Here is a 26,840-nt window from a genome sequence, read left to right as displayed (position 1 = left end):
TCGCGAACGATGTTTCGCTACCCGCTGCGCCTCAAGTTCGGCACCTTCACGGCGCTGTTCTTCTTCATCGCTGCCATCGTCGTGGTTGGCCTGGCCCTGTGGCGTCAGGACAGTCTGGCCCAGAGTGTGGGAGGCGATGCGCAGTGGGCAGCTTACAAGGTCGATCGCGAGACGGTGCAGCTGCGCACCCAGCTGATGCGTGCCGATGAGTCACCGGAAGCGCTGGGACAGTTTCGGCTGCGCTTCGAGTTGCTCTTCAGCCGCGTGAATCTGCTGCGTCGCGGCGAGCTTGCCGAGCTGGTGCAGTCGATTCCGCGTGCCCAGGCCGTCATTGCCGAGCTCGTGCCGCGCCTCGAGGCGCTGGATGAGCAACTTTACCGACTCGAATCGCTCTCGCCGGAACAGCGTCAGCGGCTGTTCGATGAGTTCGAGCCGCTGACCACCTACAGCGAACAGCTGGTCGTGGCGATCAACACCCACCTGGGGGAGACCGCGACGCGCGAAAGGGCCATGCTGCAGAGCTTCTATCGGCTGTTGCTGGCATTGATTCTGGCCATGAGCCTGGCCGGCACGCTGGTGGTCATCTTCCTGTTTCGTGAGGCGCGGGAGAGCGCCGAGACGCGTCGGCATATGGAGACCTTGGGGCGCAGGCTGGAAGTGACGGCACAGCGAGCCGAAATGGCCAATCAAGCCAAGAGTGAGTTCATCGCTACCGTCAGTCATGAGATCCGCACGCCACTCAATGGTGTCATCGGCATGAGCGAGCTGTTGCGGGGGCGGCCGCTGGACCAGACCACACGCCGCTATACGCAGATCATCCATGACAGTGCCGGGGTGCTGCTCAGTCTGATCAACGATCTGCTCGACTTCTCCAAGATCGAGGCCGGAAAGCTCGAGCTGGAGCGGCTACCGTTTGCCCTGTGCGCGCTATTGGAGCGTACCGTGGCGCTCTTCGGTGCACGAGCTGCCGACAAGCGGCTCGAGTTGACGGTACATGTCGATGCCAGGCTTCCCGATTCGCTTGTCGGCGACCCTGAGCGCTTTCAACAGGTGGTACTCAATCTGCTCTCCAACGCGATCAAGTTCTCCGAGCGGGGCGAGATCGTGTTGGCTGCCTCCCCGCTGACGGATGAGCGGCTGCTGATCGAGGTGATCGACCCGGGCTGCGGGATACCCCTTGAGCAGCAGGGGCATCTGTTCGAACCGTTCCGGCAGGGCGATGCATCGACAGCGAGACGTTACGGCGGCACTGGCCTGGGCCTGGCCATCTGCAGGCGGCTGGTCATGGCCATGGGCGGCGAAATCGGCTTCGAAAGCGAGGTTGGCAAGGGTAGCCGCTTCTGGTTCAGTCTGCCGTTGGAGGAGGCCGAGAAGAGTGACGAGCGCGATGTGATTCAGGCTGGGCGGCTGTCGCGCCTGCCCCTGGCAAGCCGCGAGCATGCCTGCCTGCTACTGGTTGAAGACAATGCCATCAACCAGCAGGTAGCGACAGCCATGCTCGAGCGTCTGGGGTGTCATGTCGAAATTGCGGCGAGTGGCCGCGAGGCGCTAGAGAAAGCGAAGGCGCGTCACTACGACCTGATCTTCATGGATGTGGAGATGCCGGACATGGATGGCCTGGAGGTGACCCGGCGCATGCGCGAACGCTCCGGCTGGATGCGCGAGGTGCCCATCGTGGCGATGACCGCCGGCGCGCTTGGTGGCGACGAGGAGCGCTGCCGGGCGGCAGGCATGAACGACTATCTCGCCAAGCCGCTCTACCATGAGGCGCTCTCGACCATGCTCGACCGCTACCTTCTTCGCGATGTGCCATCGCTCGACGTGTCGGCCTCTACCCCCGAATCGCCGAGGCTAGAAGATGAAGCGGAGGGCTCTTTCCGGAGCAATGCTTGCGAGAGCGAGTGCGAAAGCGCCTTCCAGTGCATGCCCACCGAGGCGGCACCCTGGCTGGATGAGACGACCTTCGCGGAGCTTCACCAGGCGCTGGGTCATCAGGGCATGCAGCTGCTGCAAAAGCTGTTCATGGCCAGTCTCGAGGAGCGGCTGACGGTGATCGAAGAGGCCATCGCCGCCTGTGAGCATGGACGGATTCGCCAGCTTGCGCACTTGTTCAAGGGCGAGGCGGGCAGCCTCGGACTCAGGCGGATGATGCGGCTGGCGCACGCGCTGGAGCAGGCGGCCCAGGCGGCCGATGTGGCGCGCCAGCAGGCGCTCTTCCCGCTGTTGCGTGAAAGCCTCAGCCCCTCGCTCGAGGCCTTCAACGACAGGCTCGCTGGCCTGCTCGATACTCCCGCCTAGCACCAACCTCCTGATGACGATATCGCGCTGCCATTCAGGCCATCTGCAGGTTCGAGGGCAGTCGATGACGAAGGCGGCGCTCGATCACGTCCTGCCCCGGCGTGTAGTCGCCTTGGCAGGCAGCCAGGGCGCGCTCAAGGGTGCGTTCGGCGATACGGACATGGTCCTGGGGCAGCGAGTTGACCGCGACAGGCAGGAAATCGAGCAACCTGTCGTCACCGAAGGTCGCCAGGCGCAGCAGCTCGGGCAGGGCGCCATACTCCATCAGTACATCCAATACCCCATCAAGCAGCGTGTAGGAGGCTGTCACCAGAGCATCGGGGAGCCTTTCGCAGGCGAGCAGTTCGCGCATCAAGCGTGCCCCCTCGGCACGATCGTAACGCTGTGCGCTGTGGGTAGAGAACAATACATCGGTACTCTCCACCGCATCTAGAAACCCGGCACGCCGCTCGACGCTGACCGACAGATGTGGCACCGCGTCGAACCAGGCGATGCGCGCGACCTCGGGGGAGAGGGCCGACTGGGTCAGGGCACAGGCCGCGGCACGGTTGTTGCTGACCACGCTGACGAAGCGTCGCGGGTCGAGGCTGCGATCGATACCGATCACCGGCACCCCCTCCGCCATGATCTCTGCATAGAAAGGGGCGTCCATGCCCAGGCAACTGGCCACGATCAATGCCTCGCAGCGCTGCGCCCGCAGCGAGTGGGCGAGCCCTCGCTCGCTTGCCGGCTCGTCGTCCGAGCCCACGATCAGCATTTGATAACCGTGCTCCCGGGCGCCACGCTCCAGCAATTTGGCCAGTCGCGCATAGCTGGCGTTTTCCAGGTCGGGAATGATCAGTCCAAGTGTCCGACTGGTGCCACGCCGCAGCGCCGCCGCCTGGGCATCGACCCGATAGTGATGCTGTTCGACCACTGCCATGACCCGCTCGACGGTCGCCTGACGGATGCGCTGCTCGCGCGCCCGACCATTGATCACGTAACTGGCGGTGGTACGGGAGACTCCGGCGAGCCGGGCGATTTCCGCTAATGTCATGACCGGTTTCCTCGCTTTCGGCATTCGCGCTCCATTCTACGTCAGGCTGTCGCCCGCTGTGTTGCGGTGAAGCCTGCGTGACTTCTCTTCTGCGAAAGTCGTATCCGCCACTGGCGAGTATCGCTTGATAAAACCAGACATTGACTCCAGCATACCTTAGCCAAGGTGACACGATTCAGCTAGAAAACTATCATGGCTCACATGGACCCCAATCTACGCCCGACCATCACGCGTCGGAGCTACAGGAGGCATGATGCTGACACTAGGCCAACAGGACGTACTGCTCGGGTGTCACGCCGCGAGCTGGCACGAGGCCCTCGATGAAGCGGCCATGGCGCTGGTCGATGCCGGCCTGACCCACGCCGGCTACCGCGAGGGGCTGCTGGCCCGCGAGACGCAATCCTCCACCTACCTTGGCAATGCCATCGCCATTCCCCATGGCACGCCCGAGAGCCGCGAACATGTCGTGCGCACCGGCGTGCGGGTGCTGCAGTTCCCCGACGGGGTAGAGTGGCATGACGGCAATCGCGTCTACGTGCTAGTGACTATCGCTGCCCAGAGCGACGAACATCTCGATATCCTGCGTCAACTGACGCATGTCCTCGACCATGAGGGCGTCGCCGAACGCCTGGCTGGCGCCACTTCGCCGGAGCACGTGGCAAGCTTGCTCTCCAAAGCGGTGGTCGAGGCGCGTCTCGACGCCGAGACGCTGTGTCTGCGCTTTCCCGCACGCGACCGCCACGAGCTGGCCTTGGCCGCCGCCGCCAGGCTACGCCAGTCCGGTTGCGTGGAGAGCGATTTCATCGCCGCCGTGGCCGGTCAGACGCCGGTCGCGTTGGGCCAAGGGCTGTGGCTGGTCTCGAGCGAGCGTGGGGTGATTACGCCGGCACTCGCCTTGGCCACCCCAGAGGCCAGGCTTAGCGATGCCGGCGATACGCTGGGTGGCGTATTCTGTCTGGCGGCGCAGGGCGATGCCCATCGTGGTCTGCTGGAGCGGCTTGTCGGACTGCTTGAGAGTGGCGCGGGAACGAGCCTGCCGACACTCGATGCCGCCGGTGTGCTGGCCCGCCTCGCCGGTGAATCCGCCAGTGCCGAGACGGCCCAGGCGCGGGTGCTCAATGCCCATGGCCTGCATGCGCGTCCGGCCAAACAGCTGGTACAGATAGCACGTGGCCAGCCGGTGCCGATCAAGGTGCGCCTGCTCGAAGGTAGTGGCGAGGCGGTCTCCGCCGCCAGCCTGACCAAGGTGATCGGGCTCGGTGCGCGACGCGGCCAGCGTCTGCTCTTCTCCGCCGAGGGGGAGGGAGCGCGGCAGGCCCTCGAGGCATTATGCGACGCCGTTCGAGGCGGCTTGGGCGAGCGCGTCGTACCCTTCGAGGCGCCCTTCGAAGATAGTCGCGAGGAGGTGGCTAGCGATACGCCCCCGGCGCTTGAGCCGCTGGCAGCCGATACCCCGCACCCGGCCGTGGCGGCCTCCCCGGGATTGGCCATTGCTCCGGTCTTCGTGATGCGCTCCCCGCGCTTCGATTACCCCGAGCGCAGCGAGGATGCCGCCAGTGAAAAACAGCGTCTCTCCGCGGCGATCGAGGAGGGGCGCGAGCAGCTCAAGGAGCTGGTGCGCCGTGCGCCGGGCGGCGAAGTCGCCGAGATTCTCTCGATGCATGAGGAGATGCTCGAGGATCCTGAGCTCAAGCAGGCTGCCTGGGAGGGGATCGACGAGGGATTCTCCGCCGAGGCTGCCTGGTGGGGTGCCATCGAGACGGCCGCCCGCGCCCAGGAGATGCTTGCCGACCGCCTGCTCGCCGAGCGCGCCGCCGACCTGCGCGATATCGGGCGTCGGGTGCTGGGGTTACTGTGCAATATCGAGCTGCCCAGCGCGCCGGATCACCCCTATATCCTGGTGATGGATGACGTTGGTCCCTCCGACGTGGCACGCCTGGACACTACCCGGGTGCGCGGTCTGCTCACCGCGCGTGGTGGTGCCACCGCGCACAGTGCCATTTTGGCCCGGGCGCTGGGCATTCCCGCCGTGGTCGGTGCCGGCCCTCGCGTCATGACACTCGAGAACGGTGTCGAGATGATCCTCGACGGCGAGCGTGGTCGGGTGGTGCCGACTCCCTCCCTGGAGCGGCGTAATCGCACCGAACTGAGTCTCAAGGAGCGTGAGCAGCTCGAGCGTGCGGCCTGGGCGGCACGCTTCGAGGAAGCGCGCACCCGTGACGGCCATCGTGTCGAAGTCGCCGCCAACCTGGGCAATACCGCCAATACCGCCGATGCGGTGGAGCGCGGTGCCGAAGGCGTTGGCTTGCTGCGCACCGAATTCATCTTCATGGCCCACGCCAGTGCGCCGGATCTCGATACCCAGATCCGCGAGTATCGCCAGGCCATCGATGCCCTCGACGGTCGCCCCCTGGTGGCGCGCACCCTGGATGTGGGGGGCGACAAGCCGCTTCCCTACTGGCCGGTGCCCCAGGAGGACAACCCCTTCCTCGGCCTGCGTGGCATTCGCCTGGCGCTGACCCAGCCGGAGCTCCTCGAGACCCAACTGCGTGCGCTGCTGATCGCTGGCTGTGGCCAACCGCTGCGCATCATGCTGCCGATGATCAAGGACATTGCCGAGTTCCGGGCCGTCAAGGCGATCTACTCGCGCCTGCTCGATAGCATTCCCGCCGCCGAGCGGACCACCAACGTGCAACTTGGGGTGATGATCGAGATCCCCTCCAGCGCGCTGCTTGCGCCGAGCCTGGCCGCCGAGGTCGACTTCTTCTCGGTGGGCACCAACGACCTGACGCAGTACACCCTGGCCATCGACCGCGGCCACCCGGAACTCTCGGCCCAGGCCGATGGCTTGCATCCGGCGGTGCTGCGGCTGATCCAGATGACCGTGCAAGCCGCCCATGCCCAGGGCAAGTGGGTTGGAGTGTGCGGTGAGCTGGCCAGCGACGCCCAGGCGGTGCCGGTGCTGGTGGGGCTTGGGGTCGACGAGCTGTCGGTCAGCGCCCGCCAGGTACCCATGGTCAAGGCACGGCTGCGGGAATTCGATCTCGCCGAGGCGCGGGCCCAGGCCGAGCTGGCACTGGCCCAGGCCACCGGCGAAGCGGTGCGCGAAGCGCTGGAGGCTCGCTGATGGCCAAGATTCTGTGCCTCACGCTCAATCCGGCGCTCGACCTGTCGATCCGCCTGACGTCGCTTGCACCAGGCGAGGTCAACCGCGCCGAGTCGACCCAGCTCGCGGCCGCCGGCAAGGGCGTCAACGTGGCACGGGTATTGGTGGCGCTTGGCCACCAGGTGCGCGTCTCCGGCTTCCTCGGTGCCGACAACGATGCCCCGTTTCGGCACGCCTTCGCCGAGATGGGGGTTGATGATGAATTCATCCGCCTGCCCGGCGAGACGCGCATCAACGCCAAGCTTGCCGAGCGGGCGGGGCGGGTGACGGACATCAACGGCCCGGGGCTCGCCATCGGCCGGGAGGCCTTCGCGGCCCTGATCGAGTGCCTGGAGGCAGTGATCGATGCGCCGGCCACCCGCCCCGATGCCGTGGTGATCGCCGGCAGCCTGCCGCCTGGCGTGACGCCTGGCGATCTGGCGGCACTGGTGCGTCAGCTGCGCGGTCAGGGACTGCCAGTGTGGGTCGACACCAGCGGCGAGGCGCTGAGCGCAGCCATCGGTGCCTGCCCGACGGCGGTCAAGCCCAACGAGCACGAACTGGCCGAGTGGGCGGGGCAGGCCCTTGTCAGTGTTGCCGAACGGCTCGCCGCGGCGAGCCGCCTGCATGCTAGCGGCATCGAGGAGGCGCTCGTCTCCTCCGGGGCCGATGGTGTGCTGTGGGTCGGGCCACGCGGCAGCTGGCTGGCCACGCCCCCCCGCATGACAGTGGCCAGTACCGTAGGCGCTGGCGACACCCTGGTGGCGGCCATGCTGCATGGCCTGCTCGAGGGATATGATGCCGAGCAGGCGCTGGGATTTGCTGCCGCACTCTCCGCCGAGTCGGTGCGCCATATCGGGGTGGGCGATCCCCATGCCGAAGATTTCGATCAACTCAAGCAACAGACCCGTGTGCGTCGACTCGATGACGCTGATGTCGCGGAAGAGGGAGCGCCCCAATGAAGATTGTCGTGATCACCGCCTGCCCAAGCGGCATGGCCACCACCTTTCTCGCCGCACGGCGCATGGAGCAGGCCGCGACGCGTCGTCAATGGCAGGCAAGTGTGGAGATGCATGGCGAGCTCGAGCCGTTCACGCCGGTCAGTGCCGAGACGATCGCGGCTGCCGAGCTGATCGTGGTTGCCGCAGAGCAGGTTCCCGAGCCGCAGCGTTTCGACGGCAAGCGCCTCTTCCAGGCGCCGATAGACCAGGCGCTGCCCGACCCGGCGGCCTTTCTCGAGCGCGCCGAGCGCGAGGCCAAACCCTTCGATGCGCAGGCCGTCCAGCCCCCGGCCGGCGATGGCGTCCACGTACCGGCACCTGGCGCAACGCCGGCAACTAGCGGTCAACGCATCGTCGCCGTGACCGCTTGCCCGACCGGCGTGGCGCATACCTTCATGGCGGCCGAGGCCTTGGCGGAGGCGGGCAAGGCGATGGGCCACAAGATTCGCGTCGAGACCCAAGGCTCGGTGGGCGCTCAGGACAAACTCACCGACGAGGAGATCGAGGCCACCGACCTGGTGGTGCTGGCCTGCGACATCGAGGTCGATTCCACCCGTTTCGCGGGCAAGCGCATCTACCGCACCTCGACCGGCAGTGCGCTGAAGAAACCGCGTCCGACCCTCGAGGCGGCACTTGCCGAGGCCGAGGTGGAGAGCGACGCCAGTGCCGGCACCGGCGAGCGCCGCAAGGGCGCCAAGGAGAAGGGCGTCTACCAGCACCTGTTGACGGGCGTCTCCTTCATGCTACCGATGGTGGTGGCGGGGGGGCTTCTGATCGCGCTGTCGTTCGCTTTCGGCATCGAAGCCTTCGAGGAGGAGGGGACGCTCGCCGCGGCGCTGATGCAGATCGGTGGCGGTACCGCCTTCGCGCTGATGATTCCGGTGCTCGCCGGCTACATTGCCTACTCGATTGCCGACCGGCCGGGCATCGCGCCGGGCATGATCGGCGGTATGCTGGCTTCGACCATCGAAGCCGGCTTCATCGGTGGCATTCTGGCCGGTTTCCTGGCCGGCTATGCGGCCCTGGCGGTAACCCGCTACGTCAAGCTGCCCTCGAGCATCGAGTCGCTCAAGCCGATCCTGATCATCCCGCTGCTGGCGAGTCTCGTCACCGGCCTGGTAATGATCTACGTGATCGGCGAGCCGGTGGCGGCGTTGCTTGCAGGCTTGACCAGCTTCCTTGCCGGAATGGACGCCACCAATGCCGTGCTGCTCGGAATTCTGCTTGGCGCCATGATGTGCTTCGACCTGGGCGGACCGGTCAACAAGGCCGCCTACGCCTTTGGCGTGGGTCTGCTGGCTTCCGGTACCTATGCGCCGATGGCGGCGATCATGGCCGCCGGCATGGTGCCGGCACTGGGCATGGGGATCGCTAGTTTCGTGGCCCGCGACAAGTACTCCGCGCCCGAGCGCGAGGCGGGCAAGGCCTCCTTCGTGCTGGGGTTGTGCTTCATCAGCGAGGGGGCGATTCCCTTCGCCGCCAAGGACCCGCTGCGGGTGATTCCCGCTTGTATAGTAGGTGGAGCGATCACCGGTGCACTCTCGATGCTGGCCGGGGCCCAGCTGATGGCGCCCCATGGCGGGGTCTTCGTGCTGCTGATCCCCCAGGCCGTCAACCATGTACTGCTCTACCTGGGCGCCATCGCCGTCGGCTCGCTGGTCACCGGGCTTGGCTATGCGCTGCTCAAGCGCGGTGCCGCCCCGGTGGTGGTCGCTCCGGCGCAATAGCCCCTGTCTCTCTCCCTTGACCGGTGCCTTCTGGCGCCGGTTTTTTTGTGCGGTTTCATCGGGGCGAATGGCTTGGCCGTCGTTGGCAGGACAATTTCGCCACGCTCGGAGTGGCTATACTGGTCGAGATGGAGTAGTTTTTGCATCATTTTACGGATGGCTCTTACCCGGGCCGTTCGTGTTTCGACAGACCCTACCCGGGCAGTCGGATAACATCGAGGAGATACACAATGTCTACCGCCCCCGTCACCCTGATGGTGGCGCGCCGCGTAGCCCGCGGGCGCTACCGAGCGTTTCATGAATGGCTCGATGAGGGTCGCCATCTTGCCGCCGACTTCCACGGTTACCTGGGCTCGGGCGTACTGGCACCGCCACCCGGCGAAGACGAGCATCAGATCATCTTTCGCTTTACCGACGAGGCCACTCTGGCCGCATGGGAGCACTCCGCCTCGAGGCGTGCCTGGCTCGCGCGTGGGCAGGGGCTCTATGCCGAGCCCAGCGAGCATCGTGCCAGCGGGATCGACAGCTGGTTTCGCGACGCCGCGGGCAATACGCCGCCCCGCTGGAAGCAAGCCGTGGCGGTCTGGCTGGCATTCTTTCCCGTCTCGCTGATGTTTCAGTGGCTGTTCGGCGGCGTCTTGTCCAGTTGGCCGCTGGTGCCCAAGGTGCTGATCAGCACGTTGATACTGACCCCCATCATGGTGTTCTACTTCATTCCGCTCTCGACGCGCTTGCTGGCGCCTTGGCTGCAGGGACAGACATCCGTGCTGGAGCGCCTGGGGCGCTTGCTGCACCATCGTCGAGCATGATAGCGGTTCAGTCGTCCTTTTGCCTGTGCATGGCTGAGGCCAGATCTCTCGAGGTCAGCGGCTGGCCATCGAGCATCTTGTTACGCAGCTGATCGATGGCGGCTTTTTCGAGCACACCGCCCAGGCTCGAGTAGGCCTCTTCGAGGAAGTGCTTCTTGCCCTTGCGCACCTTGCCTCCCAGCAGGCTTGCAAGGGTGAGCGTCTCGAGCAGTGCCTGACGTTCCTCACCCTCGAGCGTGGCGATCACCTGACGCTGGCGGGACCAGTCGACCTTGATGCTCTGCTCGGGAGACTCGAATAGCGCCATCAGCCGGGCGAGCAGCAACACATGGTTGGGGTGGGCATCCTGATTGCGCATCAGCGCCTCACCGGTGCCCTGTAACAGTGCTTCGCGGCATTTAGGGCCCAGCTCATCGCGTTTTTCACTCCACCGAGTGATCAAGGTTTCCACCGCGTACGGCCCCATGGCGTTCTCACGCGCTTCGCGCATGATGCGCCAGGTAATGACAGCATTCCACACCGCATATAAGGGCGCGGTAAAGAGTGGGACCAGTCCGCGAAGGGCAACGCGCCCAAGGATACGACGCAGCAGGATACGCAGGATGAAACTGCTCGCCCCTACCTTGGCTCGGTAGAGCAGGGCACGCAGCGTGAGCTTCCAGTTGCGCATGTAGGCGAAGGGGTCGATGCCGTAGATTCGATCGCGAGGGCTCGGGAACTCCAGGGCGACACGTGAAAGCCCGCGCACGACCAGGCGCGCCTCGGGGCTCTTCTGCAGTGGAACTCCGGCGATGCATGAGATCCGGGCGATACCGCGCAGGGCGTTCCAGTACAGGAACAGGATCTCGATCCCGCTGACGACCCCGGCCACGACAGTGAAGGCCGCCCAGTAGGGCAACTGCTCGCGCCAGTCCATCCCCTCCATGCCATCGAGCAGCCCCTGGCGGATGAAGACTTCAATGCCACCGATGATGCCGCCAGAGAGCACACCGGCGACTGCCGACCAGATCACGATACGCCGCTTCACCCGCTGCAGCGTGGCGATCTCCTCATCGCTGCGCTCGCGCCGGGGAAGCGACTCGCCGGGGTTCAGGCGTTGCAAATAGCGTGCTGCCCAGCGCTCCAGCACGCTGGGTTCGGGGGAGTAATGACGTTCGGGACGAGGATCGGGTATCTCGGTCATGACCACCTTGGTTTACCGGCAAATGTGTCTCAGCGTAGTCGTTGTCATGGCTTTTATCTCTTATCGGCTACGACCAAAGAACCGCAACATCCGGCAATTGGTGCATGAGCGTCCGCTCGATTTTCACTAAGCTCATTGGGGCCGCGAATCCAACAACAGCATCACCCCAGGAGCATTGTCATGATCTACGCCAATCCCGGTAGCGACGGTGCCGTCGTCTCCTTCGAAAAACGTTATGGCAACTACATCGGCGGTGAATTCGTGCCCCCGGTAAAGGGGCAGTATTTCGATAATGTCACTCCCATCAATGGCGAGGTGTTCTGCGAGATACCGCGCTCCACGGCCGAGGATATCGAGCTGGCACTGGATGCCGCGCACAAGGCGGCACCCGCCTGGGGCAGGACCTCCGCCACCGAGCGCTCCAATCTGCTGCTGAAGATTGCCGATCGTATCGAGCAGAACCTGGAAGTGCTGGCGGTTGCCGAGACCTGGGACAACGGCAAGGCGGTACGCGAGACGCTCAATGCCGATATCCCGCTTGCCGTCGACCACTTCCGTTACTTTGCCGGCTGCATCCGTGCTCAGGAGGGCACCGCGGCGGATATCGACGCCCATACAGTGGCCTACCATTTTTATGAGCCGCTGGGGGTGGTGGGGCAGATCATCCCCTGGAACTTTCCATTATTGATGGCGACCTGGAAGCTGGCGCCGGCGCTGGCGGCCGGCAATTGCGTCGTGATGAAGCCCGCCGAGCAGACGCCCGCCTCGATCCTCAAGCTGATGGAGCTGATCGGTGATCTGCTGCCGCCGGGCGTGGTCAACGTCGTCAACGGTTATGGGGCCGAAGCCGGCCAGGCGCTGGCGACCAGTAAACGTATCGCCAAGATCGCCTTTACCGGCTCGACGCCGGTGGGTGCGCACATTCTCAAGTGTGCCGCCGAGAACATCATTCCCTCCACGGTGGAGTTGGGTGGCAAGTCACCGAACATCTATTTCGCCGACATCATGAATGCCGAACCGGAGTTCATTGACAAGGCCGCCGAGGGGCTGGTACTTGCGTTCTTCAACCAGGGCGAGGTGTGTACCTGTCCTTCCCGGGCGTTGATCCAGGAGAGCATCTACGAGGCATTCATGGCACGGGTCATGGAGCGGGTCAAGATGATCAAGCGCGGCAATCCGCTGGATACCGATGTCCAGGTCGGGGCCCAGGCCTCACAGGAGCAGTTTGACAAGATCATGTCGTACATGGACATTGCCCGTGAGGAGGGTGCTGAGTTCCTCACCGGTGGCGGTCAGGAGCGCATGGAGGAGTCGCTCGGCCGCGGCTTCTATATCCAGCCGACGCTACTCAAGGGCAATAACAGCATGCGCGTCTTCCAGGAGGAGATCTTCGGTCCGGTGGTGGCGGTGACCACCTTCAAGGATGAGGCGGAGGCGCTGGCAATCGCCAACGATACTGAGTTCGGGCTTGGCGCCGGAGTGTGGAGCCGCGACATCAATGTCGCCTTCCGCATGGGACGTGGCATTCAGGCCGGGCGTGTGTGGACCAATTGCTATCATCAGTATCCCGCACATGCCGCCTTCGGTGGCTACAAGAAGTCCGGTGTCGGCCGCGAAAACCACAAGATGATGCTGGCCCACTACCAGCAGACCAAGAATCTTCTGGTCAGCTATGACACCAACCCGCTGGGTTTCTTCTAACGCCTCGTTTTGCCGAAAGAGTCACCACCAGGGGCGATGAGTCGCCCCTTCTCGTTTCGCTCGATCTCGATCACTTGATGCCGATCATGTAGGGTGCCGTTAACGAGCATCCGCTTCGCTTTGGCCATGGATTGGAGTCGATGAGGTCCTAGATGAGCAGTGTGCCAAGACGATGGGGCTCAATGTCGCCGCCGTGGATAACGACGATACCAAGCTAGCCCCGCCCTTATCGTTTGGCATGTCGATAGGTCTCTTTCAGCAGCCTATTGTGCACAGCCGTGGCGGCGATGGCGGCCTGGCCGGTGGCGACGGTGATCTGGCTCAAGTGATTGGTCATGTCACCGACGGCATAAAGGCCCTCGACGCCGGTCTGCATATGAGCATCGACGATCAGGTTGCCATCCTCGGTTCGCCTTGCCCCCAACTCCCTGCCCAGCTCGCTACGTACGCTGGTCCCAAGGGAGCAGTAGAGTGCGTCGAACTCATGGCTCTGCCCCCCCTCCATTTCCAGGTGGAGCACATCATGTTCGTCGGCCCGGATGCGCTTGGCCTGGCCCTGTACCAGCGAGATACGCTCACGGTCGAGTCGGTCGGTCATGCGCTGGTCGGGTTGGCAATCACCCGTCACTCCGATCATGGTCAGCTCAGCACTGAAATGCTTGATGAACAGACACTCGTTGACGCCGTGATCATCGCCATTGGTAATCACGCCGATGCGCAGATTGATGAACTCCTTGCCATCGCAAATGGGACAGTAGCGTACCAGTCCCTTGTGTTTTATCTCGTCGAAGCCGTCGAGCTTAGGCTCGATATCGATCACCCCGGTGGCCAATACGACGGTTTTGGCACGTAGCGTCTCTTTCTCGGTCTCTGCCAGAAAAACGCCCTGGTCATTATCTCGTAGCAGCCGCAAGACCTTTCCCTGCGAAACACTGCCTCCATTGAACTCAAGCTGCCTCCTGAGCTGGTCCAATAGTTCGTTCCCGCTTATCCCATCGGGATAGCCGGGATAGTTGTACGTGCAGGGAATCAGCGAGGCACGGCTGTGACCCGCGTCGATGATGAGTACACGGCGCAAGAATCGATTAAGGTTAAGGCCGGCGGTAAGGCCGGCAGGTCCCGCACCGATAACCAGGCAGTCGAGAGTGTCGTCTTCCATGCTGGTACCTCAATGGTGATGGCTGGGGCGCCGAACGTCAGGGCCTGTCTTGGTGGTCAAGCCAGCAACAATCTCGAATAACCCAAAAATGACATGAGGGAGGAACACCCGGTCGGCAAAACCGAATAGCCAAGGGGAGATAACGAAGAGGATGCCGCTCATTACGTCGAGCGTCAGATGCATCGGCATCGGAATCATTGGTACCAGGCCCAATTCATATTTTGTGCAGACGCTGTAGATGAGCGCGGCCACGCCTAGGACGATGGGTACCCACTGTGCCGCCGTGCCATCGGCAAAGCCAAACAGAAAGGGAGAGACGATCAAAAACAGGCCGACTATATAATCGACCATTCCGTGAGTGCGAGTCGAGATAAAGCGCATAGTAACCTCCTTGTTACTGAAGACTCTATTAGGAACTTCTCAATGAGCATGGCATATCGGTATCAAATAGAAATAAACTATGTTTGTTTGCTGATAAGTATTTCATAATAGTGTCAGCGAGGCAGGGGTGCACCTATAAAGTGCACCCCTGTAGTTCCGCAACTATTGGGACTCTTCAGGCTCCAGGCGATATATGCCACCATCTTCCTCGTCGGTCACGACATAAATCATGCCATCGGGTCCCTGGCGCACGTCACGAATACGTCCGATCGTTTCGGTCAGTAGAACTTCCTCATGGGCGATCTCGTTGCCATCCAGGACGATGCGATGTAGCTGCTCGGCATAGAGGGCACCAAAGAACAAGTTACCCTGCCAGCCAGCGATATCACCATCGGTATAGAACGCCATGCCCGACGGGGCAAGTGTAGTGTCCCACCAGTGTACGGGAGGGGTGACGCCTGGGGCTTCTTGGCCGATGCCGATGAATTCATCAGTGTCGTATTCACGACCGAAGGAGACCTGAGGCCAGCCGTGATTATTACCCGCCTCGATCCGGTAGAGCTGCTCGCCACCCCCCGAGGGGCCGTGATCGACTGCCCATAGCTCGCCGGTTTCAGGATGCAGGGCCAGACCCTGATTGTTGCGATGTCCGAAGGAGAATATCTCGGGGCGCAGGTTGCCGGGCTCCATGTTGACGAAGGGGTTCTCCTCGAAAGCGCCGCCATCCTCGTTCAAGCGAATGATAGAACCGCCCGGATCGGTAAGGTCCTGGGAGGGGTAGCGAATGCCGCGATCGCCGATGGAGAACATCACGCTGCCGTCGCCTGGAAAGACGATGCGTGAGCCGTAGTGGCGGCCTGGGGCGGTACGTGGCACCTGGGCATAGATCGGCTCAAGATCGACGAGTTCAGTGCCATCGTCGCTCAGGCGGGCACGGCTAAGCGCGGTGCCGGTACCGTACTCATCGTCGCCCATCACCGAGTCATCATCGCCGGGGCTTGAGTAGGTGAAGTAGATCCAGCCATTCTCCTCGTAATCCGGATGCACGGCGACATCGAGCAACCCACCCTGGTTGCCGCCTTCCGGTGCGGTGAGCTGATCCTCGTCGGTATCGATCTTGGGCAGATTGGAGAGCTCCGTTACCCCATCGTCATCGATGAGGTGCATGCGGCCCGGCCGCTCGGTCACCAGCATTCTTCCATCGGGAAGCCAAGCGACTGCCCAAGGATGCGCAAGGCCACTTACCACCTGAACCACATTGAAGGTGACCTCCTCGCTTTCGATGCCTGACTCGACGATGTCGTCGCTCTTCTCCACGTCGGCGTGGGCTAGAGAGAGACTCATGGTGGTTATGGCCAAGCCAATAGCGACTGGCAGGGGGGCTTTTTTCCAGGCGGGACGATCATGCTGAATCATCGTGTTGCTCCTTGCGTGAGATAGGTTCAGGGAATGTTTGCCACGAGGCCTCGTTGGCGCCCCGCCAGCTGCAATAATTAAGGTTAAGGGATTAATTTTTTATGCCCTCTTGACCTTAGCGTAGAAAAGGCGGATATGAACAACAAGCTCAGTCCGGAGTGATGGTGCTTCGCTAAAAATTCAATACACAGCTATAAAGTAAGTAGGTATAAAGAGGGGTGGGCAGGTAGGCGCTGAAGTAGCCAGGGTGGCTTGAAACTTCAAAAAGTGTCTTTGATGAGCACTTGCCTATTTACCTGTCACGATCGGACTCAATTGGATGAGTGGTTACAGAACGGATAAGGATGATCCCCAAGGGGAATCATTGACCATGGCTATCGGGCAGGGAGGTCGATCATGGGCAGTGTGGCATTGCAGGGCGTTAGCACTACCTCTGACGCTAGTGTAGCGGTAGATGCCGTAACATCGGTTGCGGGTTCCTCCCGCCAGCACTCGCTTCCTAGCGACAGCTCTCATCAAGGGGGGAGTGACTCTCCCTTTAGAATTCTCTTCGTCACTTCAGAAATCGCCGATTTCGTCAAGGCCGGTGGGCTTGGCGATGTCTCTTCGGCATTGCCGCGTGCACTTAGCGGCGATCACGATGTACGTGTGCTCATTCCTGCCTATCGCGAGATGATCGAATCCGGCCAGCCGATCGAGGTCGTTGGCCATCTCGCTGCCTATGCCGATTTGCCGGCTTGTGACCTGGGGCAGATCACTTGCTCCGATGGCCTGATCGTCTATGTGCTGCTCTGCCCGGCTCTGTACGAACGCGAGGGGAGCCCCTACTGCGACGAGCTGGGCATCGGCTGGAAAGACAACGACATCCGCTTCGCCCGGCTGGCGCTTGCCGCTGCCGATATCGCTTCCGGTGTAGCTGATATCGAGTGGTGTCCGCAGCTGCTTCATCTCAATGACTGGCCGAGCGCGCTGGCGGCGGGATACATGCATTGGCGTGGGCAGAACACGCCGAGTGTCTTCACCATTCACAACCTGGCCTATCAGGGGCTTTACGATCCCTCGCGGCTTGCCGCGCTAGGTATTCCCTCTGATGCCATGACGATGGACGGGGTGGAGTACTATGGGCAGCTCTCCTTCATGAAGGCCGGAATCGCCTACGCCTCTCACATTACCACTGTCAGCGTGACTTACGCGCGCGAGATCACGACACCGGAATTTGGTTGCGGTCTCGATGGGCTGCTGCGGGACAAGGCGCGACAGGGGCGCTTGAGCGGCATTCCCAACGGTATCGATGATTCCTGGGATCCTCGCACCGACGCTCACCTCGCCCGCGCCTTCGCCATGAACGACTGGCGCGGCAAGCGCGCCAATGCCGCCCATGTTCGCAAGATGTTTGGACTGGCGGTGAGCAATGGTCCGCTATTCGCCGTGGTATCGCGGCTGGTACATCAAAAGGGTCTGGATCTTACCATTGGGGCGGCCGAATCGATCGTGCGCGCTGGCGGCCAGATCGTCTTCATCGGGCGTGGTGAGCTGCCCGTCGAGAACGCCTTGTGCAACCTGGCGGCGCGCTTTCCTGGTGCCATCGGGGTCAACATCGGTTTCGACGAGGGAGAGGCTCGCTGCATGTATGCCGGCAGCGACTTCCTGTTGATGCCTTCGCGCTTCGAGCCCTGCGGCCTTAGCCAGATGTATGCACAGCGCTTCGGGTCGCTGCCCATCGCGCACCGCACCGGGGGGCTCGCCGATACCATCGAGGATGGCGTGACGGGGTTCCTGTTCGATGAGATGACTCTTGCTAGCTATATGCACGCCATTCAGCGCGCCTTCACCATCTTCCAGGCAACGGATCTCTTCTACGCCATGCGTCGTGCCGCCATGGCGGGACGCTATCACTGGCGTCAGTCGATCGAGCCTTATAGCCAGCTCTATCACAAGGTGCTTCATGAGGAGGAGGGAGCTGCCACCCTGCAACAGGCAGAATAGCTGTCTTGACCTGCCGGACGGCGTCGAGGCTGGTGAGGTAAGGATGCATGAACAAGGAATGTAACGATGACCAGCCATTTTCCCTTGGTGAAGAGCGGATCGGACAACACGATTGATAAGCCATCGCACGGCATGAGTGGCAATTCATGGCCGCTGCATGTCTTGCCTGGCGATGAGGTTTCTGCTCCTCCAGGGGGTGGAACCCAGCAGAGCAAGGTGGTGGGACATCAGTGGCATGATGAGGTATGGATGAGTCACCGGATGCGTGACGATCCGTGCGCATCGCCGATCTCGATCTATCGGTTATATGCCAAGGCCTGGCGTCACAATGAGCAGGGCGAGTCGCTGGCTTGGGAGGCGCTCGCAGTACAACTGGTGCCCTACGTGGCCGATCTCGGCTTCACTCATGTCGAGCTCATGGGGTTGACCGAGGAGGAGGCGGGTCCAGCTTTTGCCCGTTTCGTCGATGCCTGCCATATTGGCGGTATCGGGATCATCGTTGAATGGCCGCTGACACTTACCGAACCCCCCATGAGGGAGCATCAAATTCTTGATGCGGCTCGCGACTGGCTTGAGAGCTTTCACCTCGATGGTCTGCGACTGATGCCTGTGACGTCTCATGAAGATGAGGCGACCATCGCGATGCTGGGTCGGGTAATGGAGGCGCTGGCCAGCCAGAACCAGCAGATTCTGCTGTTCTGCCAATATCACTGGCCTGCCGCTGTGTCCCGAATCTCACCCCGCCTGCTGATATGGAACACCGGCTGGTCGCACTCAGTGCTCGCCTACTTGAGTGAGAACCCTGAGCTCCGAGGACACCATCATGCACGGCTGACCGATGAGCTGATGGGTGCCTTCGATGCCCACTACGTGCTGCCCATTCTCGATAGGGAGATCGATGGCTCGGATGGTGAGCACGGCGAAAGTGTAACGACCTGGTTCGGCCGGATGCCTGGCGCGGACGATCAGCGCTTCGCGACGCTGCGTGCGTGCCTAGGTTTCATGTGGGCGCATCCCGGCAAGAAATTGCTCGGTATGGGCGCTGAATTCGCCCAGGACAAAGCATGGCATCAGACGGGAGAGCTTGACTGGTCCCTGCTTGATCATCCCGGTCACGCTGGCGTGCTGCGCCTGGTGGCGGATCTCAACCGAATCTACGGTAACGAGCCGTCGCTGCACTACTGTGACACCCAGTCGGACAGCTTCGCCTGGATCGTGGGCGACGATGTCACCAATAGCGTAATCGCCTTCATGCGCTATGGCGCCGAGGGCACCGCTCCGCTGCTGGTGGTGACCAACTTCGGCACCGTCGAGCATCACCACTATCGCCTCGGCGTGCCGGCCCTCGGTACCTGGCGCGAGATTCTCAATACCGAAAGCGAATTCTATGCCGGTACCAATGTCGGCAATGCCAGCGGCGTGAGAGCCCAGCTCTCGCCAAGCCATGGCTATCCCGCCTCGCTGGAGCTGATACTTCCGCCGCTTTCCACACTGCTGTTGCGACAGGGAGACTGGCCGTCATGAGTGGTAACGACATGCAAGGGTACTTCCAGCCCACCTATGGCGCCCAGGTTCTCGATGGTGCGACCACGCGCTTCGTGCTCTGGGCGCCTAGCGCACGTGCTGTCAGTGTCGAGGTCGAAGGAGAGCCGAGCCGAGCCATGCAGGCCGGAGACGGTGGGCACTTTCAGCTCGATGTGTCGTGCGGCCACGGGGCGCGCTATCGCTATCGTGTGTTCATGCAGGACGATGAACAGGGTTCTCTCGTGCCCGACCCCGCCGCACGCGCCCAGTTCGGCGATATCGACGGTCCGAGCCTGGTCATCGACCCCTGTCACTACGAATGGAGAAATGTCGAGTGGCAGGGGCGACCCTGGCATGAAACCGTGCTCTATGAAGTGCACGTCGGCGCACTGGGTGGCTTCGAGGGGGTGCGCCATCGCCTGCCCTATCTCGTATCGCTTGGCGTCACAGCCATCGAACTCATGCCAGTGGCCGAATTTCCCGGTGCGCGCAACTGGGGCTATGACGGTGTGCTGCCCTATGCGGTGGAAGCCTCCTACGGCAGCCCCGACGACATGAAGGCGCTGATCGATGAGGCACATGGCCTCGGCCTGATGGTCTTTCTCGATGTGGTCTACAACCACTTCGGACCGGATGGCAACTATCTCGCCAGCTACGCCGACTCCTTCTTTCGCGACGACCTGGTCACTCCCTGGGGACTCGCCATCGATTTTCGCGAGCCGGCCGTGCGTCGCTACTTCATCGAGAACGCCCTGATGTGGATCGAGGAGTATCGTCTCGATGGATTGCGCTTCGATGCCGTACACGCCATTAGCGAACGCGACTTCCTGACCGACATGGCCGAGGAGATCCGTCAGCGCATCAGGCCGCATCGCCATGTTCATCTGGTGCTGGAAAACGAAGGCAATCTCTCGAGTCTGCTCAATCGGCAGCATTTCAATGCCCAGTGGGACGACGACTGGCATAACGTTCTGCATGTGCTGCTCACTGGTGAGCACGAGGGTTACTACGCTGACTTCGTCGAGAACGCCACCTCTCGTCTGGCGCGCTGCCTGAGCGAGGGATTCATCTACCAGGGCGAGCAGTCGCGTCATGGGCGCGCCCGGGGCGAGCCCAGCGGCAAGTTGCCTCCCACGGCCTTCGTCGCGTTCCTGCAGAATCACGACCAGATCGGCAACCGCGCCTTGGGCGAGCGCTTGAGTGTGCTTGCCGATCCAGAGGCGCTAGAGGCGGCAACGGTGCTGCTGCTGCTTTCACCGATGGTGCCACTGCTGTTCATGGGCGAGGAGTGGGGCTCCACGCGCCCCTTTCTGTTCTTCACCGAGCATCGTGAAGAGCTGGCCGAGGCGGTGCGCGAAGGACGCCGCGGGGAGTTCGCCGACTTCAGCGCGTTTTGCGACGAAAAGACACGCCGCAGCATACCCGATCCCAATGCCCGCCAAACCTTCGAGGACTCGATTCCAGATTTCGACAATCGCGAGACGCCGCCTCACGCTGGTTGGCTCGAGCGCTACCGCACCCTGCTGGGCCTGCGCCACCGCGAGATCGTGCCGCGTCTGAAGGGGGCCAAGCCACTCGGTGCCAAGGTGCTAGGCGACAAGGCCGTCGTGGCACGCTGGAGGATGAACGACGACTCCCACCTGGTCATTGCCCTGAACCTGAGCGATGAGGTGGCCCCGACCAGTGCCTTCGGTGTCGGGCGTTGTCTCTATGAAACCCGTAAAGGCGTGGCGGTTGCGGCAGAGAGTGGCGAGCTTGCGCCACGCGCAGCCGCAGCCTGGCTGCGGCACAATCCCGGTGAAGATGAGGTGAGTGTATGAGCGCCGGGCTGCAAGAACTCGCCGAGGCAGCCGGATTGATTGTGGAGTGGGAAGATAGCGAGGGAGAAACCTGCCGGCTGAGCGAGGAGGTTCAGCGAGACTTGCTCGGCATTTTAGGTTTCCCCGCCGATGACGAAGCGACACGTAGCGATAGCCTGCAACGCCTGAAGCGCTTGAATGAACCGGATAGCCCTGCGCAGTGGCCGCCGTTGGTCACCGCCGATTGCGACTACCCGGTCGCGCTGCCTACGGCGCTTGAACCAGGTACGCCCTTTACGCTGCATCTCGAGCAGGGCGAGCGTCACGAGGGGCAAGTCGATGCCCAGGGCTGTCTGCCAGGCGTGACGGACATGGGCTACCACCGGTTGGCGATTGCCAATGTAGAGGTAACCCTCGCCGTCTCCCCGCGGCACTGCTACTCCCTGATGGAGGCCGCCAACCAAGCCCATCCGCGGCTGTGGGGGCTGGCAGCACAACTCTATGCGCTGCGCCGTCCCGGCGATGGCGGGATTGGTGATGTGCAGGCGCTCGAGATGCTGGCTCGCCAGGCTGCCCAGCAGGGAGCGGCAGCACTCGCGATCAGCCCGACGCATGCCATGTTTACCAACGACACTGATCGCTATAGCCCCTACTCCCCCTCCAGCCGACTGCTGCATAACGTGCTCTATGCCGCTCCCGAAGCGCTGCTGGGCAAGGCGCGAGTCGAGGCCGCCATTGCTCGCTGCGGCCTCGAAACGCAGCTGTGTCAGCTGGAAGCGGATGACTTTCTCGACTGGCCTGTGGCGGGACGCATCAAGCTCACCTGGCTGCGAGCGCTCTACGATGACTTCATCGCCGAGCAGGGGGCCGACAGCGAGACGCGGAAAGTACAGTGGAGGCGCTTTCGCCAACAGGCTGGCGAGATGCTCGAGGATCACTGCCGCTTCGAGGCACTGCAGGCCCAGCGTGCGGAGGGCAACTGGCGCGACTGGCCCGAAGCGCTACGCGATCCGCGCAGCCCGGAGGTGGCCCGCTTCGCCGAGGACAACGCGCATGACGTGGGATTTTACGCCTTCCTGCAGTGGCTGGTAGCGGAGGGGTTGTCGCGCGCCCAGGCGGCGGCCCGCGAAGCCGGTATGTCGATTGGGCTGATTGCCGATCTTGCGGTGGGCGCTGACGGAGCCGGCAGCCAGACCTGGAGCCGCCAGCGGGAGATGCTCGAGGGTGTCTCGGTGGGAGCGCCACCCGATACCTTCAATGTGCACGGCCAGGACTGGGGCTTGGCGGCCTTTTCTCCGCAGGGGCTGGTGAGCTCCGGCTTTCGCAGTTTCATCGACATGCTGCGCGCCAGTTTTGCTCACGCGGGGGGGGTGAGGATCGACCATATTCTCGGCCTGCTGCGCTTATGGCTAGTGCCGCATGGTGCGCCACCCACCGAAGGAGCCTACCTGCGCTACCCTTTCAAGGAGATGCTGCGTCTAGTCGCGCTGGAGTCCTGGCGCCATCACGGCATTGTCATCGGCGAAGATCTTGGCACCGTGGCTCCCGGCTTCCGTGAGGAGCTGGCGTCGCGTCGGATACTGGGCATGCAGGTGCTGTGGTTCGAGCAGGATGAGCAGGGAGATTTCCTGGCCGCCGATGACTGGACCGGCGAGGCAATGGCGACGACCTCGACCCACGATCTGCCGACCGTGGCCGGCTGGTGGGCCGGGCGTGATATCGAGTGGCGCAGCCGGCTGAAGCTGCTTGACGAGCAGCAGACTGCCGCCACCGAGCAGCAGGCGCGTCGTGAGGCTCGCGCCAAGTTGGCGGCGACGGTAGGCCTTGCCGGTCATGGCAAGGGGCCTGTCACGCTCGAAGCGGCGGACTATCCGGTGTCTCGCGTGCTCGACGCCTGCGCTCGGCATATCGGTGCGACGGCAGCTCCCTTGGTCCTGCTTCCGGTCGAGGATGCGCTGGGCCTCGAGGAACAGGCCAACCTGCCCGGCACGCTTGACGAACATCCCAACTGGCGTCGACGCTGGAATAGCGAAGCGAGTGAATTGCTGGGTTCGCCCGAAGTTCGCCATCGTCTGACGTTACTGCATGAAACACGAACATCATCGCACCCGCAAACCAGGGAGGGTAATGCCGCGCATGAGTGAGATTCGCGCTACCGTGCGCCTACAGTTTCATCGAGGGTTCACCCTCGATGATGCCTTGCAGTGGGTCGACTATTTTGCCGAGCTTGGCATCAGCCATGTCTACGCCTCGCCACTGCTGGCCTCCAGAGCCGGATCGCCGCATGGCTACGATGGCATCGATCCGACCCGCATCGATCCGGAGCTGGGGGGAGAGGAGGCCCTGGAGCGTCTGGTCACCAAACTTCGCTCCAGGGAGATGGGGCTGATTCTGGATATCGTACCTAACCATGTGGCAGTGGGGGGGTCGGAGAACCGCTGGTGGCAGGATGTGCTGGCCTGGGGGCGCAAGAGCCCCTTTGCCGACTTCTTCGATATCGACTGGCACTCCCCCGATCCACTGCTTCAGGGCAAGCTGCTGATGCCGTTTCTGGGAGAGCCGTATGGCGACCTGCTGCGCAGCGGCGAACTGGCGCTGCACTTCGCCACGGAGACGACCAGCTTCCATCTCGACTATCACGAACACCGCTTCCCCCTCGATCCCAGTAGCTACGGCGACATCCTGCGCCATGCCGAACATGGCGCCCTGCGTGAAATGGCAGTGGGGTTCGATGCGCTTGCGTCACGCAGCGATGCCTATACCGCCGTCGAGGAGACGCGTCAGCAGCTGCGCCAACGGCTCGCCGAGGTCCCGGCCCGCGATGCCCTGGCCGAGGCGCTGGCGAGGTTCGATGGCAGCGATGAGCTGGGGGCCAGGCGCCTGCACGAGCTGCTGGAAAGGCAGCACTATCGGCTGGCGTGGTGGCGAACCGCCTCGGACGAGATCAACTGGCGACGCTTTTTCGATATTACCGAGCTGGGTGGGTTGCGTGTCGAGGTGCCGGAGGTGTTTGAGGCCACCCATGCGTTGATTTTCCAGCTCGTCGAGGCGGGCTGGGTGGATGGATTGCGTGTCGATCACGTCGATGGTCTCGCCGACCCCGCCGGCTACTGCCGTCGACTTAGGCAGCGTCTCGATGCGCTGGCAGAGAAGCGTCCCCCCCACGTACCGCGCCGGGTCGCGCTCTACTTGGAGAAGATCCTGGGGACGGGCGAGGCGCTGCATGACGACTGGCACGTGGATGGCACCACCGGCTACGAGTTCATGAATGAAGTGTCTGGTCTGCAGCATGACCCTGCGGGTGCCGAGCCTCTGGCTGCCCTGTGGCGCGACGTCAGTGGCCGGGATGACGACTTTCTCGCCGAGGTGCGTCAGGCGCGTGGCGAGATGCTGGAGAGTGCGCTTGCCAGTGAGTTCGATGCCTGCGGCAGGGCACTGCTGGCCGTCGCACGTAGCGAGCTTGCGACTCGCGACATTACCCTGGGCGCAATCAAGCGTGCCCTGAGAGCTCTGGTGATCCACTTTCCGATCTACCGCACCTATGCCGATGATGGAGGCCGTCCTACGCAGGACGCAGCATTTTTCCATCAGGCGATGGAGGAAGCGCGACGCGAGCTCAACCCACCCGAGGTGGCGGTACTCGACCAGCTCGAGAAGTGGCTGGGTGGCGAAGCGCCAATCGATTGCCCCGCCACCAATGCTCGTGGGCTGCGTCGACGCGCCATCGTGCGCTTTCAGCAGCTCACCTCGCCGGTGGCCGCCAAGGCCGTCGAAGATACGGCCGGATACCGCTCGGCGGTGCTGATATCTCGCAACGATGTCGGTTTCGATCCTGAACACTTCAGTCGCAGCGGGCAGGACTTCCATACGGCGTGCCTCGAGCGCCGTGCGCACTTTCCTGGCACGCTGCTGGCCACCGCGACCCACGACCACAAGCGTGGCGAGGACGTTCGCGCACGCCTCGCCGTGATCAGTGAATGGTCGCATCGCTTCAGCGAGCATGTACGGCGTTGGCAGGAAGAGGCGAGTGGCCTGCGCCAGCGCCTGCCTTCGGGGACGGCACCTTCGCCAGGTGATGAGTTGATTCTCTATCAGTTGATGCTGGGTGCCTGGTCGCCGGAACTCGATCCCGACGATCGCGATGCCATGCAGGTGTTCGTGGAGCGCCTGGGCCAATGGCAGCTCAAGGCATTGCGTGAAGGCAAGCTGCGCAGCCACTGGTTGTGGCCCGATGAGACCTATGAGGCGGCGTGTCGAGCCTATCTGGAGGGTGTCCTCGCCGATCCCGCGCTGCGCGCCGACATTGCTGGCGCCGCCAGAGCGCTGGATTTGCCGGGGGCGGTCAATGGGTTATCTCAGACGGTACTGCGCCTGACGGTTCCCGGGGTACCGGATCTCTATCAGGGAACTGAATTCTGGGATTACAGCCTGGTGGATCCGGATAACCGTCGCGAAGTCGACTACGCTGCACGTCAGGAGGCATTGAAAGCTTGCAGGATGCCGGAGGAAGCCTTGACGCACTGGCGGGATGGGGAAGTGAAGCAGGCCGTGATCAATCGTGTACTGGCGTTGCGTCAAGCGAGCCCGGCGCTGTTCGAGTCAGGGGACTACGTGCCACTCGAGATGGAGGGGGAGCGTGCCAATCATCTGCTGGCCTTCACACGTGAGCATGGCAGTCAGGCGTTACTCGTCATCGTGCCGCGCTTGACGGCGAATCTGCTGGACGCCGCCTTGCCTCGTTTCGCGACACACTGCTGGCAAGGGACTCACGTCAAGGTGCGGGCCTCGCTGCAGGGGAGCTGGCGAAGTGTGCTGACGAATGTTTCGCTGCGTCTGAGCGAGGGAGAGCTTTCACCTGCCGAGCTGCTGGCGGATATCCCCGTTGGCGTTTTTGTACGGGACGACACGCCGGCCAGCGAAGGACGAGACGAGCTATTTGATCACAAGGGAGAGCTAAGGGATGGCTGACGACGAACTGCGGGTACGCCAGCTGGCGTACCGTATCTGGGAATCCGAGGGGCGCCCCGAAGGGCAGCAGCAGCGTCATTGGGACATGGCGCTGAAGATCGTTGCCGCCGAGCGAGCCTCGGGACACGACGCACATGTCGAAGAGGTAGGAGCGCCCCATGACGAGACGCCGATCTTCGAGGATGACCTGCCGCTTGAGGATGACGAGATCGGCATTCAGGAGAATCGTTTGCCGCTGGATGACCCCGAAGAGGCGCCCTTCGATGAAGTGCCCTTTCGCGACGACCAGGTGGTGGGGCAGGATGTGCCGGTTCAGGATCGCGGGACACCTGAGCAGACGCCCATAGTCGATCCTGGCGCAGGTTCGATGGAGCCGTTGCCGGAGGGGTCTGCGACTGCCGAGCGTACCGAGCACCCGCGGCGTACCGAAGATACCCTGACACAGACCGACGCGACGGATACCTCCCAGGTGCCGGGCAAGACGGCAGCCACTAGCCGGTCAAGAAAGAGCGCTACCAAGGGCACGGCCAAAAGCGCTGCCAAGAAGCCTGTCACGGAAAAAGCCGCAGCGAAGAAGACGGCCAAGAGCGAGGCGGCGACATCACCGGCGGGCAGCAGTAGTCGCAGCAGTAAAAATAGCGCGGAGAAATCCGACACGGCAAAGAAGACCACCAGAACGTCGAGAACACCCAAGCCCAAGGGGTAGG

17 protein-coding genes are annotated in these 26,840 nt (G+C 62.8%); 12 read left to right on the top strand and 5 right to left on the bottom strand.

Annotated elements, in window-relative coordinates; genetic code table 11:
* Window positions 1-9 precede the first annotated feature (9 nt).
* Entirely contained in the window at window positions 10-2,298 is a 2,289-nt protein-coding gene (locus HJD22_RS02265) for an ATP-binding protein (RefSeq protein WP_208655562.1), read from the top strand.
* Window positions 2,299-2,332: 34 nt separating this feature from the next.
* Here the strand turns inward: HJD22_RS02265 and cra are convergent, their stop codons facing one another.
* Entirely contained in the window at window positions 2,333-3,334 is a 1,002-nt protein-coding gene (cra, locus tag HJD22_RS02260; protein WP_208655561.1) for a catabolite repressor/activator, read from the bottom strand.
* Window positions 3,335-3,587: 253 nt separating this feature from the next.
* Here cra and ptsP point away from each other — a divergent pair, with 253 nt between their 5' ends.
* The 4 genes from ptsP to HJD22_RS02240 all read left to right on the top strand — a co-directional run bounded on the left by ptsP (window position 3,588) and on the right by HJD22_RS02240 (window position 10,016).
* On the top strand, window positions 3,588-6,461 hold the full coding sequence (gene ptsP, locus HJD22_RS02255; RefSeq protein ID WP_208656876.1) for a phosphoenolpyruvate--protein phosphotransferase: 2,874 nt from the start codon (window positions 3,588-3,590) through the stop codon (window positions 6,459-6,461).
* Complete coding sequence (gene pfkB / locus HJD22_RS02250) at window positions 6,461-7,441, top strand: 1-phosphofructokinase (protein WP_208655560.1); 981 nt, start codon at window positions 6,461-6,463, stop codon at window positions 7,439-7,441. The genes ptsP and pfkB overlap by 1 nt, the downstream gene beginning before the upstream one ends.
* On the top strand, window positions 7,438-9,207 hold the full coding sequence (locus HJD22_RS02245; RefSeq protein ID WP_208655559.1) for a PTS fructose-like transporter subunit IIB: 1,770 nt from the start codon (window positions 7,438-7,440) through the stop codon (window positions 9,205-9,207). The genes pfkB and HJD22_RS02245 overlap by 4 nt, the downstream gene beginning before the upstream one ends.
* 230 nt (window positions 9,208-9,437) lie before the next feature.
* On the top strand, window positions 9,438-10,016 hold the full coding sequence (locus tag HJD22_RS02240; protein ID WP_208655558.1) for an antibiotic biosynthesis monooxygenase: 579 nt from the start codon (window positions 9,438-9,440) through the stop codon (window positions 10,014-10,016).
* 7 nt (window positions 10,017-10,023) lie between these two features.
* Here HJD22_RS02240 and HJD22_RS02235 read toward each other — a convergent pair whose 3' ends face one another.
* A complete protein-coding gene (locus HJD22_RS02235) occupies window positions 10,024-11,199 on the bottom strand; it encodes a hypothetical protein (protein ID WP_208655557.1) in 1,176 nt (391 codons plus the stop codon).
* Window positions 11,200-11,379: 180 nt separating this feature from the next.
* Between HJD22_RS02235 and HJD22_RS02230 the strand changes: the two genes are divergently transcribed.
* A complete protein-coding gene (locus HJD22_RS02230) occupies window positions 11,380-12,900 on the top strand; it encodes an aldehyde dehydrogenase family protein (RefSeq protein WP_208655556.1) in 1,521 nt (506 codons plus the stop codon).
* A 226-nt stretch (window positions 12,901-13,126) separates the two neighbouring features.
* Here the strand turns inward: HJD22_RS02230 and HJD22_RS02225 are convergent, their stop codons facing one another.
* The 3 genes from HJD22_RS02225 to HJD22_RS02215 form a co-directional block, all read right to left on the bottom strand.
* Entirely contained in the window at window positions 13,127-14,059 is a 933-nt protein-coding gene (locus tag HJD22_RS02225) for an NAD(P)/FAD-dependent oxidoreductase (RefSeq protein ID WP_208655555.1), read from the bottom strand.
* A 9-nt stretch (window positions 14,060-14,068) separates the two neighbouring features.
* A complete protein-coding gene (locus HJD22_RS02220) occupies window positions 14,069-14,440 on the bottom strand; it encodes an SPW repeat protein (RefSeq protein WP_208655554.1) in 372 nt (123 codons plus the stop codon).
* A gap of 162 nt (window positions 14,441-14,602) precedes the next feature.
* Window positions 14,603-15,856: a PQQ-dependent sugar dehydrogenase gene (locus tag HJD22_RS02215; protein WP_208655553.1), complete on the bottom strand. Its 1,254-nt coding sequence runs from the start codon at window positions 15,854-15,856 to the stop codon at window positions 14,603-14,605.
* 396 nt (window positions 15,857-16,252) lie between these two features.
* Between HJD22_RS02215 and glgA the strand changes: the two genes are divergently transcribed.
* The 6 genes from glgA (at window position 16,253) to HJD22_RS02185 (ending at window position 26,839) form a co-directional block, all read left to right on the top strand.
* Window positions 16,253-17,842, top strand: coding sequence for a glycogen synthase GlgA (gene glgA, locus HJD22_RS02210; RefSeq protein ID WP_208655552.1), 1,590 nt, complete (start codon window positions 16,253-16,255; stop codon window positions 17,840-17,842).
* Between the two features lie 261 nt (window positions 17,843-18,103).
* A complete protein-coding gene (locus HJD22_RS02205; protein ID WP_208655551.1) occupies window positions 18,104-19,366 on the top strand; it encodes an alpha amylase C-terminal domain-containing protein in 1,263 nt (420 codons plus the stop codon).
* A complete protein-coding gene (gene treZ / locus HJD22_RS02200) occupies window positions 19,363-21,186 on the top strand; it encodes a malto-oligosyltrehalose trehalohydrolase (RefSeq protein WP_217267804.1) in 1,824 nt (607 codons plus the stop codon). Before HJD22_RS02205 ends, treZ begins: the two co-directional genes overlap by 4 nt.
* Window positions 21,183-23,309, top strand: a complete 2,127-nt coding sequence (gene malQ / locus HJD22_RS02195) for a 4-alpha-glucanotransferase (RefSeq protein WP_208655550.1) — start codon at window positions 21,183-21,185, stop codon at window positions 23,307-23,309. Before treZ ends, malQ begins: the two co-directional genes overlap by 4 nt.
* Window positions 23,302-26,133 (top strand): malto-oligosyltrehalose synthase, encoded by a 2,832-nt coding sequence (gene treY, locus HJD22_RS02190; RefSeq protein ID WP_208655549.1) that lies wholly within the window; start codon window positions 23,302-23,304, stop codon window positions 26,131-26,133. Before malQ ends, treY begins: the two co-directional genes overlap by 8 nt.
* Window positions 26,126-26,839 carry a DUF2934 domain-containing protein gene (locus tag HJD22_RS02185; RefSeq protein WP_208655548.1) on the top strand — a complete coding sequence of 238 codons (714 nt, stop codon included), beginning with the start codon at window positions 26,126-26,128 and terminating at the stop codon, window positions 26,837-26,839. Before treY ends, HJD22_RS02185 begins: the two co-directional genes overlap by 8 nt.
* The last annotated feature ends 1 nt before the right edge of the window (window position 26,840 follow it).

The sequence above is a fragment of the Halomonas sp. TA22 genome, from assembly GCF_013009075.1.
In the GTDB taxonomy this organism is placed as follows: Bacteria; Pseudomonadota; Gammaproteobacteria; order Pseudomonadales; family Halomonadaceae; genus TA22.
Note: the sequence above shows the minus strand (reverse complement) of the source record. Positions and strands in the feature narration are given on the sequence as shown.

Excerpts from the sequence above, each read along its gene's own strand:
- HJD22_RS02215 (WP_208655553.1), bottom strand. The coding sequence starts at position 15,856 with ATGATTCAGCATGATCGTCCCGCCTGGAAAAAAGCCCCCCTGCCAGTC.
- HJD22_RS02235 (WP_208655557.1), bottom strand. The coding sequence starts at position 11,199 with ATGACCGAGATACCCGATCCTCGTCCCGAACGTCATTACTCCCCCGAA.
- HJD22_RS02225 (WP_208655555.1), bottom strand. The coding sequence starts at position 14,059 with ATGGAAGACGACACTCTCGACTGCCTGGTTATCGGTGCGGGACCTGCC.
- cra (WP_208655561.1), bottom strand. The coding sequence starts at position 3,334 with ATGACATTAGCGGAAATCGCCCGGCTCGCCGGAGTCTCCCGTACCACC.
- ptsP (WP_208656876.1), top strand. The coding sequence starts at position 3,588 with ATGCTGACACTAGGCCAACAGGACGTACTGCTCGGGTGTCACGCCGCG.
- treY (WP_208655549.1), top strand. The coding sequence starts at position 23,302 with ATGAGTGAGATTCGCGCTACCGTGCGCCTACAGTTTCATCGAGGGTTC.
- HJD22_RS02205 (WP_208655551.1), top strand. The coding sequence starts at position 18,104 with ATGCGTGACGATCCGTGCGCATCGCCGATCTCGATCTATCGGTTATAT.
- HJD22_RS02185 (WP_208655548.1), top strand. The coding sequence starts at position 26,126 with ATGGCTGACGACGAACTGCGGGTACGCCAGCTGGCGTACCGTATCTGG.
- HJD22_RS02220 (WP_208655554.1), bottom strand. The coding sequence starts at position 14,440 with ATGCGCTTTATCTCGACTCGCACTCACGGAATGGTCGATTATATAGTC.
- treZ (WP_217267804.1), top strand. The coding sequence starts at position 19,363 with ATGAGTGGTAACGACATGCAAGGGTACTTCCAGCCCACCTATGGCGCC.
- HJD22_RS02240 (WP_208655558.1), top strand. The coding sequence starts at position 9,438 with ATGTCTACCGCCCCCGTCACCCTGATGGTGGCGCGCCGCGTAGCCCGC.
- pfkB (WP_208655560.1), top strand. The coding sequence starts at position 6,461 with ATGGCCAAGATTCTGTGCCTCACGCTCAATCCGGCGCTCGACCTGTCG.
- HJD22_RS02230 (WP_208655556.1), top strand. The coding sequence starts at position 11,380 with ATGATCTACGCCAATCCCGGTAGCGACGGTGCCGTCGTCTCCTTCGAA.
- glgA (WP_208655552.1), top strand. The coding sequence starts at position 16,253 with ATGGGCAGTGTGGCATTGCAGGGCGTTAGCACTACCTCTGACGCTAGT.
- HJD22_RS02265 (WP_208655562.1), top strand. The coding sequence starts at position 10 with ATGTTTCGCTACCCGCTGCGCCTCAAGTTCGGCACCTTCACGGCGCTG.
- malQ (WP_208655550.1), top strand. The coding sequence starts at position 21,183 with ATGAGCGCCGGGCTGCAAGAACTCGCCGAGGCAGCCGGATTGATTGTG.
- HJD22_RS02245 (WP_208655559.1), top strand. The coding sequence starts at position 7,438 with ATGAAGATTGTCGTGATCACCGCCTGCCCAAGCGGCATGGCCACCACC.